The sequence below is a fragment of the Vibrio fluminensis genome, assembly GCF_015278125.1.
In the GTDB taxonomy this organism is placed as follows: domain Bacteria; phylum Pseudomonadota; class Gammaproteobacteria; order Enterobacterales; family Vibrionaceae; genus Vibrio; species Vibrio fluminensis.
Window position 1 is genome coordinate 22461 of record NZ_JADILO010000012.1, and the last position, 14372, is coordinate 36832.

Genomic DNA, 14372 nt, shown 5'->3' on the forward strand with positions numbered 1-14372 from the left:
CTCAGTTCTAGCTTCTAAACTGGTTTAGAGATAAGTAAACATAGTAGGAGAGAGCGATGGCTGAGAGTGATAAAGATAAAGTCAGACAGTTATTAATTGCTACGCGTTTCGGTGTCTCTGCCTCCGAGATGCCGATCATTATCAACGTGGAACAACAAATTGGCTTACAAGTTATCGAACAACTCAAAGCGGAAGGTGAAGATGTTCAATCACTAGGCGAAGGCTCTAATCCACCGGAACTGGTGCTTTACTCGATAGGAGAGATAGAGCCTTAGAGACTATTTTATTTTGGCTTTGCTAATCGCTTTTGAAACTTATTAGTCATTGGTTTTTTTCTATCATATTGATATTGTGATTAATCTTTCATCTCGAACACAAAAACAAGGAAGTCATCATGTTCAAAATGCGATCTGCTACGGAAGCCGATGTCGCGACCATTTACAGATTTATTCATGAGCTCGCGGATTACGAGCGTGCCTCTCATCACGTTAAAGCCACCGAAGACGATATACGTACAAGCTTGTTTTCCGACGATGCCACAGCTATGGGGTTGATCTGTGAACATCACGGAGAAGCAGTTGGTTTCGCGGTCTACTTTTTCAACTATTCCACTTGGATGGGCAAGTATGGACTGTACTTGGAAGACTTGTACGTGACACCAGATCATCGCGGCTCTGGCGCTGGGCGATTAATCATGAAAACGCTGGCAAAGATGGCGTTAGAGAACAACTGTGCGCGTTTTGAATGGGCAGTGTTAGATTGGAATCAACCGGCGATTGATTTCTACCAAAGCATCGGCGCACAAGAGCAGAGTGAGTGGCGCACATATCGTTTAGATGGTGATCACTTAACCCGCTTTGCCGAGCAAGATTAGTCAAACGCAGCGAAATGCTGCGTTTTTAGTTGCCCACAATCTTGATTAAATTCTCTGCGGTCGCGATTGCTTGCTTGCGATTGGCGATATTCAGCTTCTGATACAAGTTACGGATATGGGTTTTAATGGTGGTGCCTGCCACATCCAATTCGTGCGCAATTTGTTCATTGGTTAAGCCGGAATAGATTAAGCCCAACACTTGCCATTCACGCTGCGTGAGCGGGCTATTACGCACCAGTTCTGGAACTTGAGGGTGATGCACCAATCGGTCAACAAACCCTTCGTCAAAATGGTTCGCGCGTGAGCGTTGCGCCAGATTGACCGATTTCAGCAGTTGATTGACTCGGTAACGAGTGAGATCATCAAGTTCGGCCAGGAAATTGTGTTGCTCGAGCAGCGGCGTGAGCGCTTCAATATCGTAAAGAAAGTCACCAACGATGCCGGTTTGATTGGTCAGAAACAGCGCTTGCTTCAAGCTTTCAATGGTGACTGATGGCTTGTCAGCGGCAAGGTTGATTACTGCGCGTAAGATTGCATTACGGCTGGTGTCCGCCACCAAGTTGTATTGTAGCGCCGCATCCTTGAGTAAGTTCAGTGTATCAGTCGCTTGGCTATGTTGTTTGAGCAACGTCTGCGCGCGAGCGATGTTGCGCCCATGCAGTTGGGTAAAATGATTGCATGCTTGTTCGATTGGATAGCTTTTATCTAGCCAAAGCTGAATGCTGGTGTCATCTTGCTTTGCCTGCCAAAACAGCAGTAAACAAAGCTCAGCACTCGCCGTTGCATCGGTATGATAAAAGGCTTGGGCAAGGCGCAGTTCAATTTCGAGCACATACTTGGCGGCTTTATCTAATTCCCCGCGGCAGATGGCAATGCGAGCTAATAAAGAATAGCTCTGCAACTGCAACTTATCAGGCATCGGTTTAGTTAATGAGAGCGCCTGCTGTGCATATTCCTCCGCCTCTTCTAGACGATTCCAACTAAAGAGTAATTGGGCACGCACGCGCAGCAAAAACTCGTGCAGAGGGTCTTGGTTTAAATGTTGATCTTCAATCAATTTAAAGCCGCTTTCCTGCACATCAAATGCAGCTTGCAAATAGCCTTTTGCTACCAGAATTTCACTCTGTTGAGCAATAGCCCAAAGCGCTTGGTGGTGAACTTGATACTGGCGTGCGAGTTTTTCAGTTTGCTGCATCAAAGGTAATGCGCGGTCAAGGTAGCCCAACACATGATTGACTTCGCCAATAACAGATGTGGCGACAATACGGCTATGGAAAGCTTGCCCATCAATCTGGCTCAAGGCTAATTCGGCGAGTTGTAACGCGAGCTCTGGTTGATTTTTGCTGACAGCAATCTGCGCTTTTAAAGCGTTAAATTCGCCAATGTCACAGTCATTTGTCGCGATGTTAGCGGAGTCTGCGTGATGTAAAATCAACTCAACGTCTTCATGGCGTTGCTGGCTTTGTGCAATCCACGCATGCAACAGACACAAGGTGGCATTACGATAGATTTGCTCGCTACTCAAATGACTTAATATTTGCTGTAAATATTCGAGTTCACCACCGTTAAATAACTGCCAACCTGATTGCTGCAATATCTCGACGAGCATTTGTTCACAATCGGCTTGTTCTGCATGCCAGAGAGCTTGCTTGGGATTAGCGTGTGCTAGCCAAGCTTGCGCGGCAGTTTGATGCAGGACTAACTCTTGGTCAGTGAGTTGGACTTTCCTTTCGTGGACCAAAAATTCTTTGAACAGGCTGTGGAAGCGAAACCAGTTATATTGCCCCTCAATCGGTTGAATAAACAGCCCAAAGCGTTGCAGGTTTTCAATCATACTTTGCGCATCACTACGTTTTGTCACTATCGCCGCAAGAGTATGGTTGAATCTATCGAGTACCGAACATTGCAATAAGAACCGCTGGGTATCTTGGTCGGTATTGGCAAACACTTCCTCTATTAAATATTCCCACAAATGTGTTTGATTGAGCTCGCTAGGCTGCGTATTTGCGGCAAGCGGCGAGTTGTTTTGATAGCGGGTTTGCCATGCGATTAGCTCAAGTGCGGAAGGCCAACCTTCTACGTAATCAAACAATTGCTCCACTTTGCCTGCTTCAAGCGGAGTGTCAATTCGCTGCTCAAGGAAAGCTCGCGTCTCTTCTACATCAAAAGCCAACATATTTTGTTCAATTTCACTGACTAATCCGTGAATACGTAGGTTGGATATACCCAGAGGTGGCATTGAGCGACTGGTGATAAGTAGCGTGAGGTTATCTGGCATGAGTTTAATGAAATATTTCATTGCCTGATGTATTTCTGGGTCTTGAATATGATGGAAGTCATCAAGCACTAGATAACTGTTGGCTTTGTGTTTACTGATCTGCTTGAGCGCATCTGTAAGCAGCTCCATGACGCTCAGTTGCGGGTTTTGCTCGGCTAATTTGAGGGTGGATTTACAGGATTGGCCCGTCGCCTCATTCAATGCTGCAACAAAGTAACCAGCAAAACGGTAAGGCAAGTTGTCATTTTCGTCAATGTTGTACCAACCGACACTCTTTTCCACTTCAACTAACTGTACTGCCAGAGCAGTTTTGCCATAGCCAGCGGGGCCGCGCAGCAATATCAGTTTGTGTGGTTTATTTAGCGTTAAGCGTTGCTTGATTCTTTCACGCGCAATCAGCGACATGGTGTAGCTTGGGCGACTGAGTTTAGAAGGAATCCACATCCTGTTTTGATCCTTATACTCGATAAATTGAGTGGGTTTTAGCTTATGTTACGCGATAAAGCAGCATTAGACGTATTGCTGCTCAGTGGTGATGAATTAGAACAACGGCTACCTCACGCTTTATTACTCTCTACGCCTTATTTGTGTGATGAATGTCACTTATTGGCTCCGAAAGGCAGAAAGTAAGCACAATTTGTCGCTAATAACTGAATTGCAGAGATAAATTTTGTTGATCAAATTCACGAATTTGGGGATTAGTCTGGTTCGGTTGCCAGGCGGATTGGCTTAGTGGTATGGAATGAAAATAGCAGCTTTAAGTGATGCGTATCACTGAGTTGGGCGACTGAGTTAGCCTAAGAGTGATATTGGTCACGTGTTGTTCGGTTTTAAGTCCACTACGCCCCCCAATCTCCACCTTACGGGTTGAAGCTCTAGGATGATGTATCCCCGCTTATGCCTAAGCAAGATACGACTATCCTATTTGCAGTTATGGTTGGGATCGTGGCACCACTCGATGTAACTAGCGTAACGGCTAGCTTTTACTTCTGTAGTGCGACCGACCGTAACGTTTAGTTGTTTAGGCTCAGTACCGCCCAAGAATTGCTTATTAACTGGGTTATGACAGGGAAACGAGAGAGATTTCAACGATGAAACCGACACAGCAGATCCATTTCGATAAAGCTTCATTCCAAAACAGTGTAAAAAAACACCTTAGCTCAACCTACGCCACCACCATTGAAAAAGCGTCAAGCCGCGCTTGGTATTTGGCCATGGGGCGTGCCCTCGCAGAATTGACGACGTTTGATCTGTTAGAAACTGAACAAGATGAAAAAATCCGTAACGCCAAGAGTGTGAACTATTTGTCACTTGAGTTTTTGATTGGCCGCTTAACGGGTAATAACCTGATTAGCATGGGCTTATATGAGCCAATTTCTCAAGCGATGGAAGAGCTGGGACAAAACTTAACTGACCTACTGGAAGAAGAGCGCGACCCTTCCTTAGGTAACGGTGGCTTGGGGCGTCTTGCCGCCTGTTTTATGGACTCGCTTGCCGCACAAGAATTCCCAACCGTGGGCTATGGTCTGCACTATGAATACGGTTTGTTCAAACAATCATTTGAGCAATGCCATCAAAAAGAAGCGCCCGATGCGTGGTGTGGTGTAGAAGGGTATCCATGGGAAATTGCTCGTCCTGAATTGGCACAAGAAATTGGCTTTTACGGTCACGTTGAAGTGAGTCAGGATAATGGTCGTGAAGTGCGCCGTTGGGTGCCGGGCATGACCGTAAAAGCAATGCCGTGGGATATTCCAATTGTTGGTTATCAGAGCGATACAGTTTATCCATTGCGCTTGTGGGAGTGCCGAGCTATCGCGCCATTCTCACTTGAGAGTTTCAACAACGGTAACTATTTTGAAGCGCAGCATGCGCTGATCGATGCGGGTAACATTACTAAAGTTCTTTATCCAAATGATAACCATGAGAAGGGTAAAACGCTGCGTTTAATGCAGCAATACTTCCATAGCGCAGCCTCTGTACGCGATATCTTGCGTCGCCATGAAGAAGCGGGTCATACCTTAGCTTCGCTGCCGAAATACGAAACCATTCAACTTAATGATACTCACCCAACCATCGCTATCCCTGAACTGATGCGTATTTTTGTTGATGAAAAAGGCATGGGTTGGGATGAAGCGTGGGCGATTTGTTCAAAAACGTTTGCCTACACCAACCATACGCTATTGCCTGAGGCGCTTGAGACTTGGAGTGAATCACTGATTCAACGTCTACTGCCTCGCCATATGGAAATCATCTACCACATCAACCACTTGTTCCTAAAAGAAGTACGTGAGAAGTGGCCAGGCGATGTTTCAAAGCAGCGTAAGCTTTCTATCATTCAAGAAGGCTTCCACCGCATGGTGCGTATGGCGAACCTGTGTGTCGTTGGCTCTTATGCTGTCAATGGCGTGGCCGCCTTGCACTCAGAATTGGTTAAGCGGGATCTATTCCCTGAGTTCCATGAACTGTATCCGAATCGCTTACAAAACGTGACTAACGGCATCACGCCGCGTCGTTGGTTGAAGTTCTGTAATCCGGGCTTGAGTCAATTGATTACAGACAAGACAGGCGAACAGTGGGCTGCGGATCTTGACCAACTCGAGGCGATTTCTCAATACGCCGATGATGCAGAATTTCAGCAGCAGTTTATGGCGGTGAAGAAAGCTAATAAGCAGCGTTTAGCGGATTGGGTAAAAGCTAACATGGACATCGAGCTTGATACCAATGCGATCTTTGATGTGCAGATCAAGCGTTTACATGAATACAAACGCCAACATTTGAACATGTTGCATATTTTGTCACTTTACCATCGTCTGCTTAATGATCCAGATTTCGATATGGTACCTCGCGTGTTTATCTTTGCTGCCAAAGCAGCACCGGGCTATCACTTGGCTAAGCAAATCATCTATGCGATCAATAAGATTGCCGAGAAGGTAAACAGCGATCCTCGTATCAACAACAAGCTCAAAGTGGTGTTCTTGCCGGATTACCGCGTCAGTATGGCCGAAATCATTATTCCAGCGGCGGATGTGTCAGAGCAGATCTCCACTGCGGGTAAAGAAGCATCGGGTACCGGTAATATGAAAATGGCCCTCAATGGAGCCTTAACAATCGGGACTATGGATGGGGCGAACGTAGAGATTCGCGAAGAAGTGGGCGATGAAAACATTTACATCTTCGGTTTAGATGTGGATGAAGTTGAACGTCTGCATGCCTCTGGTTACAACCCATATGCTTACTACAATGCGGACCCATTGCTAAAAGCGTCGCTCGATCTCCTGATTGGTGATGAATTTACACCAGGTGAGCCGGGTAAGTTGGGCGCAACCTATGACAGCGTTTTGGATGGTGGTGATCCTTACTTAGTGTTGGCGGACTTTGCCTCTTACGTTGAAGCACATGAAGCGATTGATGCGCAATATCGTGACCAAGCGGGTTGGGCGAAAAAAGCCATTCTAAATACGGCATTAGTCGGCAAGTTTAGCTCAGATCGCAGCATTAGAGATTACGTTAACAACATCTGGCAACTTGAAAGCGTTAAGCGCTAACGAGAAAAAGACCACCGTAAGGTGGTCTTAGTTTCCACATTTTACCGCTTTCGGAGAAGTTTATGATTAGTAATACCGTACTCAAACAGGCCGCTAGCTTGGCTCATATCGCTGACTCTTATATCAGCGCTTGGGGAACGCCAGCAGAGGTAGAGCCAGAGAGCATTGTGCGTCTGTTATCCTCGCTAGGTTATGACACCAGCAGTGATGAGGCGTTGCTAGCAAGTTGCAGTAAAAAATCTCAAAAGGAGGTGCTTGCGCCAGTGTTGGTACTCAAGGAGAACCAAGCGTTTGAGTTTGCGCTGAATATTGGTCAAAGCATCCGGGCAAGTGAGTTTAAATGGTCAATTCAAACTGAGCAGGGAGAGCACTTCACTGGGGAAGTGAGTGCAAACGTTGTGCGTGATGAGCGCACCACTGGGGGATCGCTAGTGGTTGCTCTCCCTAGCCAGTTGCCTTGGGGATATCACCAACTCAGCGTCGAACGCAAAAGACGTAAAGCGCCTTATCAAGCCCGTGTGATTGTGACTCCGCAAGCTTGTTTCAAACAAGCCGCGATGGATCAGGGCAAAAAAATGTGGGGTCCAAGTATTCAGCTCTATACGCTTAAGAGCAGCCACAACTGGGGGATGGGCGACTTTGGCGATCTGAAACAATTGGTGGCAGAAATCGCCTCTCGTGGTGGTGATTTCGTCGGATTAAACCCAATTCATTCATTGTTCCCTGCAAACCCGGAAGCGGCGAGCCCGTACAGCCCATCTTCGCGTCGTTGGTTAAACATTCTCTATATTGATGTGAGCTCAGTGCCGGAGTTTGCGTTGAGTAGCCAAGCTCAACAGGTTGTGGGTAGCGGAGAGTTTCAACAGCGATTACAACATGTACGTGACACCCACTGGGTCAATTACAGCGAAGTGGCGGCGCTGAAAATGAGCATTTTGCCGCTACTGTTTGCTGAGTTTAAAGTGCGTCACATTGAAGCTAACAGTGAACGTGCGCGTCAGTTCTTGGAGTTTGTTGAGCTTGGTGGTGACAGCTTGCTGCATCAAGCTGCCTTTGATGCTTTACATGCAGAGTTACATCAGCAAGACCAAAGTATTTGGGGTTGGCCTGTATTCCCTGAGAAGTATCAGCGTTTTTGCAATCAAGCGGTTCAAGAATATATTGAGCAACATCGTGACCAAGTCCATCTGTATATGTATCTACAATGGGTGGCGGATTGCCAAGTGAAAGAGGCGCAGCAGCTGGCTGAGAGCAAAGGCATGTCGGTCGGTTTATATCGCGACTTAGCAGTCGGTGTGGCGGATTCTGGTGCAGAAACTTGGGCTGATAGCGGTAATTTAGTGCAAGATATGAGTATCGGCGCTCCGCCGGATGTACTCGGTCCTCTAGGGCAAAACTGGGGCTTGCCGCCATTGAATCCTCAAACGCTGCAAGCAAAAGGTTTTCAAGCTTATATCGATTTACTTCGCGCTAATATGAAGCATTGTGGCTCTTTACGTATTGACCATGTGCTTGGTCTGTTACGCTTGTGGTGGATTCCAAAAGGTGAAAATGCCACTAAAGGTGCTTATCTCTACTACCCGGTTGAAGAAATGCTGGCAATATTGGCACTTGAGTCTCACCGTCATCAATGCAGCGTGATTGGTGAAGATCTCGGTACTGTGCCTGATGAAATCGTCGATAAACTGCGTGAAGCGGGCGTGCACTCGTACAAAGTGTTCTTCTTTGAAACATCTAAAGAAGATGGGGGTTATCTGTCACCGGCGCATTATGCTGGGCAATCTATGTCTGCTCTCTGTACACACGATATGCCAACCTTACGCGGTTTCTGGCATTGTGATGATCTTAAAATGGGTAAAGAGCTTGGGCTGTATCCGGATGAAGAGCAACTGCAAGGGCTGTTTGATGATCGTCTTAAGAGCAAGCAAGGCATTCTCGATTCAGTTGCATGGCACGGATATTTGCCAGAAGGCATTGGTCGTGATGCCTCTTTGGTGCCGATGGACAAACACCTAGCAGAAGCACTGCAACTGCATGTGGCTGCGGGCTCATCAACGCTACTTAGTGTCCAGTTGGAAGATTGGCTTGAGATGGATCAGCCAGTCAACATTCCCGGAACAGTGAATGAATACCCGAACTGGCGACGTAAGCTATCGATGGACTTAGAACATATTTTTGGTTTGGATGCGGTCAATCATATTGCGGATAAACTATCACAGGTTAGAAGCAAGGCTTCTTCTTGTTAAGCAGATAAATCAGAGGGTAACGACTGATGTAGCAAAGTTTGATCTCAATGCTCACGTCGCGACCCTAATTCGAGATACTCTGCATATTGACGCTTAACCCAAGTTGTTGGGGTCGGCGGAATTTCAAATAATTTTGCCCGTGACGGCTTTGTTTCACGGGCTTTTGCTTGTTGCTATTCTTTGCTAGTGCGAGTGGTCGGAGTGATTGGTTGAGGAAAGGCTTTTCTTGTCAGTCGCCTTGGGTCATTTCGTCGCGTTGAGAAGTTCGCGGCAATTTTGAACAAAAAAGTTAGAACAACAAAAGTTAGGTTAGGGAGAGAATAACTTGAATACCACGGTAGAGAGAAAAACGCAGGCTTATAACCAGCTTTCAGGGGCTTCTTTTTCCGACCCATTCTCATTCTTAGGGCCATTTTTAGAGCCTAAATGTGGCTCTTTGCGAGTCTGGATGCCGGGGGCGGATAAAGTGGAAGTGGTGCTGGATGATCAGACCCGTATCCCTTTGACCCAAGAAACCGAAGGTGGTTTTGTGATGTCGCAACAACGCGACCTGCGTTTTAGCCACTATCAGTTAGCAGTGGATTGGTCTGGTGTTGAGCAGTTAGTTGATGATCCATATCAGTATCATGCCATTTACGCAGAATACGATGACCTGCATACGCCAAAGAATATGTATCGCCACATGGGGGCGCAATTTGTCACGTTAGAGCGTGATGGTAAGCAGATTTCAGGTATTCGTTTTTTGGTTTATGCACCTCATGCTAGCGCGTGTAGCTTGATTGCGGACTTTAACCACTGGGATGGTCGTCGTACGCCGATGCAGCGACTCGACTACGGCATTTGGGGTATTTTTATCCCTAATTTAAGCGAAGGTGTTCGTTATAAGTTTGAGCTTAAAGGACCAAATGGCGAGCGCATTGCGCATAAAGCCGATCCATGGGGCAGCTTCGCAGAGCAATACCCATCGTTCTCTTCAGTGACTTACGACCATCAACGCTATGCGTGGCAAGATAACGAGTGGCAGCAACGCCCAGTGACGGACAAACGTAAGCAAGCACTGGCTTTCTACGAACTGCATGCAGGCTCGTGGCGTCGCGATGAAGATGGACAGTTCCTTAACTACCGTGAACTTGCTAATCAATTGGTCCCTTATCTGGTCGATCTTGGCTATACCCACGTTGAACTAATGCCAGTTTCAGAGCACCCATTCTACGGATCTTGGGGTTATCAACCTGTGGGACTATTTGCGCCAACCAGTCGCTTTGGCACGCCAGATGATTTCAAATATTTTGTTGATACCTGCCACCAAGCGGGTATTGGTGTGGTGCTTGATTGGGTGCCAGCGCACTTCCCATCAGACGATCACGGTTTAGCCAATTTTGATGGTACGCCACTGTTCCATGATCCGGATCCACGTCGTGGTTGGCACCAAGATTGGAATTCTTATATCTACGATATGAGCCGTGAGCACGTTAGACGTTTCTTAGTCTCTAACGCTCTGTATTGGTTCGAGCAATTCCATATTGATGGTATTCGTGTTGATGCTGTGGCTTCGATGTTATATCTCGACTACTCGCGTAGTCACGATCAGTGGATCCCGAATATCGACGGCGGCAATGAGAACTACGACGCCATTGCAACGCTTAAGTGGATGAACGAGGAGGTGTACAAACACTTCCCGAATGCAATGACGATTGCGGAAGAGTCAACAGCGTTCCCGGGTGTATCAGCCCCGACGTATCTTGGTGGTTTAGGCTTTGGCTTTAAGTGGAATATGGGCTGGATGCACGATAGCTTGGCGTACATCAAAGAAGACCCTGTGCATCGCAAGTATCACCACAATACCATCACTTTCCCGTTGATTTACGCCCACAGTGAAAACTATGTTCTGTCACTTTCTCACGATGAGGTGGTGTATGGCAAAGGCTCGATTCACAACAAAATGCCGGGTGATGAGTGGCAGCAAACCGCTAACTTGCGTGCTTACTACGGTTATATGTACGGCCAGCCAGGTAAGAAGCTCAACTTCATGGGCGCTGAACTGGGTCAAACCGCTGAGTGGAATCATGATGATCAGCTGCAATGGTTCTTATTGCAATTTGGTCGCCATCAAGGTGTGCAAGAACTTACTCGTGATCTTAACCAGCTCTACCGTCAAGAGGCGGCTTTGCATGAGTTGGATTGTGAGCCAAGTGGATTTGAATGGCGCTTACAAGATGAATCAGACAGCAGCATTTTGGCGCACGAACGTATCAGCGAATCTGGGGAAAGGATCTTAGTTATCTCGAACTTCACGCCTGTGCCACACAATCAATTCCAATTGGGTGTGCCTGTCGCTGGGCGTTATCAATTACTGCTTAACACTGATAACACCAAATACGACGGCTGCGGTTTCGAGGTGCGAGAGTTGATTAAGACAGAGGACAAAGAGAGCCAAGGGCTTGCTCAATCTTTGCAGATAAGTTTGCCGCCACTTTCGACTTTGTTTTATAAACTGCTCGACTAGATAGAAATGACTATGCCTCACTGAATCAGTGGGGCATTTTTTTATCAAGGGGGCTATTTTCTCCTACACTGAACAAAAAAGGAGAAAAAACAAGATGATTACCGCACTCTACGCCTCGTTACTCACCCTGCTAATGATGTGGTTAGCTGTCCAAGTGATCAAGCAGCGCCGCACCAATCGTGTTGCTCACGCGGATGGCGGAATTGAAGGGCTGCAAATTGCCCGCAGTGCCCAAGGTAACGCCGTTGATTATATTCCTATAACGGTAATCTTACTGGCATTGGTCGAATACAACGGCGCAAACAGTTTGATTATTCACGGTTTAGGCGTGTTATTTCTAGTTGGGCGAATCATTCATGCGCGGGCGATATTGGCCAAAGACCTCAAAGGGCGTGTAATGGGTATGAAGCTGACCTTCGCGGTGATGTTTACTTTAGTGGTCTTTAACCTTATCTACTTACCGTTTGATAAGTTGTGGTAGTGATGAATTTTAGATGGCCGCCAGCATGGCTTCTGGTTTTAGTTGGCTTGGTTCTCAATATTCTCGCGATTCTAATGTCGAGTGTGGTGCTGGAAGACCTCAGCAGCAAGATGTCTGGCTTTAATGAGCGTAAGCAAGACAATCTCTATTCCATTCAGTTAGCGTGGAATAGAGTGGAAACGCTTGAGCGCAAAAAAGAGTTGGCGTTAATTTATCTTAGCCAATCGGATTCGGTGAGTCACAGTGCTGATGCTTCGCTTGTCGCAAGTGAATTAACTAAACAGTTAAGTGACTGGGTTGGTGAGCCTGTTCCCTCTTTACTCACCACAAACCTCAATCAAATTATGGCAGTCATCGAGCGCGCGCAGAAAACGCAACGTGAGCAGATTGATAACTTTTATTTGCAGAATTTGACGTTCAATGAACGGTTGAGTGCCTTGGATGAACAGATCGCTTGGTATCGCAATATCAGTTTGTTTTTACAGGTGTTTGGACTGGCGTTAATTCTGGCAAGAGACCTCGCAAGAAAATAAAATGGCGTAACATCGGTTACGCCATTTTATTATTAAGCCATTGAAAAATAATTGATAAGTTATCTAAATAGCCACTTGTTGAGTGGGGTTTTCTCTACGCCTTTCACCAACAATAGCGTCAGAATTACTGCGCCAGAGAAGACCATCGCATCTTTAGCTGGGCCGGTTAACTGCATTGCGCCTGTCACATTCATCATCACAATGATGAGCGGTAAGTGCGCCACATAGATAGCGAGTACTGATTTGGATAAGCTCATTACCCACGGCGAGTTACCCAAGTTCGGTTTTGCCAACAAGAATAGGAAGATGCCTGTTCCCCAAAGCATGGTACCAAATAGGAAGTCGTTGCCATTAAATGGCTGCTCGTAACCGGTGAGGAAGAAAGCTTCGCCGAAGTGCAAGGTCATGCCCACTAGTGCTAAAACAATGCCTTGCGCTGGGGTTGCTTGGATATTTCGCTCGCGAACAACAAAACCAATCGCAAACATTAAGGTACTGAAAAATGGTCCATTGCGAGTAAAGAATGGTGACCACAGCTCAGTGATGTTGACGTAGCTGCCCGCCAGCACGCCGTAAATGTAGAGAACAATAGCGACTGGCAGTAGCAAGCGCCCTTTACCGGCTTGTAGCAGTAATGCTGTGATTAACGCTGCGATCATTAAAGCTGGAATAAACCACAAGTGAACTAAGCCGCCCTCCAGCAAAGTATTCACAGGTGCTTGCATTAGGTAGCCCCAGTAGCCGCTGCGTTCAGCCAAATAGCCCTCAGTCATCACCTTGTGTAAGTTAAATGGCATTAACAGACAAATGACACTCCAGACTATAAAGACGCGAATCAATGGCGCACAGTAGCTCTTGAGCGTTGCCATTGGTGTTGCGGTGAGTTTGGGCTGAATTAAATAGCCAGAAATTAGGAAAAATAGCGGAACTGCAAAGCGAGTCGACTGGTTAAAGATATAACCAAACCAAGGGGTGTCTTGGTAAAGGAAGTAACTCAGGAACATTTGGCAATGCATCGCCACGATGACGAAAATCGCTACAAGGCGTCCGAGCTCAATGCTAGTAATTTTTTTAGTTTCCATAACGTCAACTTAAGTTATTAAATTGCGCACAAGCTAGCAGGAAAACGTTTATATTCAATGGATGTGCGTCAATTCCTACGATGTTTCAGTCCTAAAAATGTTTAATTCGAGATGAAAATCAAGTTTGTGATCTGGTCTGATGTTTGGTTTAAGGGTTGTAAAATAGAACGTTCGTGCTAAAAATAGATGATTGAAGAAAGATGGTGGTGCTATGAGTAAAGGGCGATTGACGCGAGAAGCGATTTTAGCCACCGCGTTTGAGTTGGCGAGTAAGAATGGTTTAGAGAGTTTAACCATTGGTGAACTTGCCAAGCAGTGCGGCATGTCTAAAAGTGGTCTGTTTGCTCACTTTAACTCTAAAGAGAATATGCAGCTATCTGTGCTGGAGTATGCCAATTTGGTCTTTGCTCAGCGGGTAATTGTACCGGCACGCAGTTTGGGTGATGAAGATATCATCCATAAACTCAAAGCGTTACTGGATCTTTGGCTTGGCTGGAATCATTCGTTTCAAGGTAGCTGTATGTTCCTTGATGCTTGGAAAGAGACCGGCAGCAAAGAGACGCCTATTCAGCAGCAACTCAAAGCGACCATTTTGAAATGGATTGATTATTTAACCATTCAATTACGTAAAGGACGAGACAACGGCCAATTTCGTGCAGATTTGGATTGTCAGCAGGCGACGTTTGAGCTGTATGGGCTTTACCTAAGTGCACATCTGTTTTACTCCTTGCGTGGTGAAGAAGCAAGCCAAGCGCACTTTTGGCAAGGGATTGATCGCCTGATAGCAGACTGGTCAACATCAGCCTAATGGATTGATGGAAGAGTAA

11 protein-coding genes are annotated in these 14372 nt (G+C 46.4%); 9 read left to right on the forward strand and 2 right to left on the reverse strand.

The genetic code is table 11. The features are described from left to right. Positions 1-56 precede the first annotated feature (56 nt). Positions 57-275 (forward strand): hypothetical protein, encoded by a 219-nt coding sequence (locus IRQ95_RS10350; RefSeq protein WP_194436856.1) that lies wholly within the window; start codon positions 57-59, stop codon positions 273-275. Positions 276-394: 119 nt separating this feature from the next. After that, a complete protein-coding gene (locus tag IRQ95_RS10355) occupies positions 395-874 on the forward strand; it encodes a GNAT family N-acetyltransferase (RefSeq protein WP_194436857.1) in 480 nt (159 codons plus the stop codon). Between the two features lie 25 nt (positions 875-899). Here IRQ95_RS10355 and malT read toward each other — a convergent pair whose 3' ends face one another. Then, the gene (gene malT, locus IRQ95_RS10360) at positions 900-3596 is read right to left on the reverse strand and encodes an HTH-type transcriptional regulator MalT (RefSeq protein ID WP_194436858.1); all 2697 of its coding nucleotides are present in this window, start codon (positions 3594-3596) and stop codon (positions 900-902) included. Positions 3597-3641: 45 nt separating this feature from the next. Between malT and IRQ95_RS10365 the strand changes: the two genes are divergently transcribed. From IRQ95_RS10365 to IRQ95_RS10390, 6 genes are all read left to right on the forward strand, one after another. Then, a complete protein-coding gene (locus IRQ95_RS10365; protein WP_194436859.1) occupies positions 3642-3782 on the forward strand; it encodes a hypothetical protein in 141 nt (46 codons plus the stop codon). Between the two features lie 461 nt (positions 3783-4243). Continuing rightward, positions 4244-6697, forward strand: coding sequence for a glycogen/starch/alpha-glucan phosphorylase (locus IRQ95_RS10370; protein ID WP_194436860.1), 2454 nt, complete (start codon positions 4244-4246; stop codon positions 6695-6697). 62 nt (positions 6698-6759) lie between these two features. Then, positions 6760-8943, forward strand: coding sequence for a 4-alpha-glucanotransferase (gene malQ, locus IRQ95_RS10375; protein WP_194436861.1), 2184 nt, complete (start codon positions 6760-6762; stop codon positions 8941-8943). Between the two features lie 325 nt (positions 8944-9268). Further along, positions 9269-11449 carry a 1,4-alpha-glucan branching protein GlgB gene (gene glgB, locus IRQ95_RS10380; protein WP_194436862.1) on the forward strand — a complete coding sequence of 727 codons (2181 nt, stop codon included), beginning with the start codon at positions 9269-9271 and terminating at the stop codon, positions 11447-11449. A 94-nt stretch (positions 11450-11543) separates the two neighbouring features. After that, the gene (locus IRQ95_RS10385) at positions 11544-11930 is read left to right on the forward strand and encodes an MAPEG family protein (protein ID WP_075648243.1); all 387 of its coding nucleotides are present in this window, start codon (positions 11544-11546) and stop codon (positions 11928-11930) included. A gap of 2 nt (positions 11931-11932) precedes the next feature. After that, positions 11933-12463: a DNA mismatch repair protein gene (locus IRQ95_RS10390; protein ID WP_194436863.1), complete on the forward strand. Its 531-nt coding sequence runs from the start codon at positions 11933-11935 to the stop codon at positions 12461-12463. A 59-nt stretch (positions 12464-12522) separates the two neighbouring features. Here IRQ95_RS10390 and IRQ95_RS10395 read toward each other — a convergent pair whose 3' ends face one another. Next, positions 12523-13545: an acyltransferase gene (locus tag IRQ95_RS10395; RefSeq protein ID WP_194436864.1), complete on the reverse strand. Its 1023-nt coding sequence runs from the start codon at positions 13543-13545 to the stop codon at positions 12523-12525. A 211-nt stretch (positions 13546-13756) separates the two neighbouring features. Between IRQ95_RS10395 and IRQ95_RS10400 the strand changes: the two genes are divergently transcribed. Next, positions 13757-14353 carry a TetR/AcrR family transcriptional regulator gene (locus tag IRQ95_RS10400; protein WP_194436865.1) on the forward strand — a complete coding sequence of 199 codons (597 nt, stop codon included), beginning with the start codon at positions 13757-13759 and terminating at the stop codon, positions 14351-14353. Positions 14354-14372 lie beyond the last annotated feature (19 nt).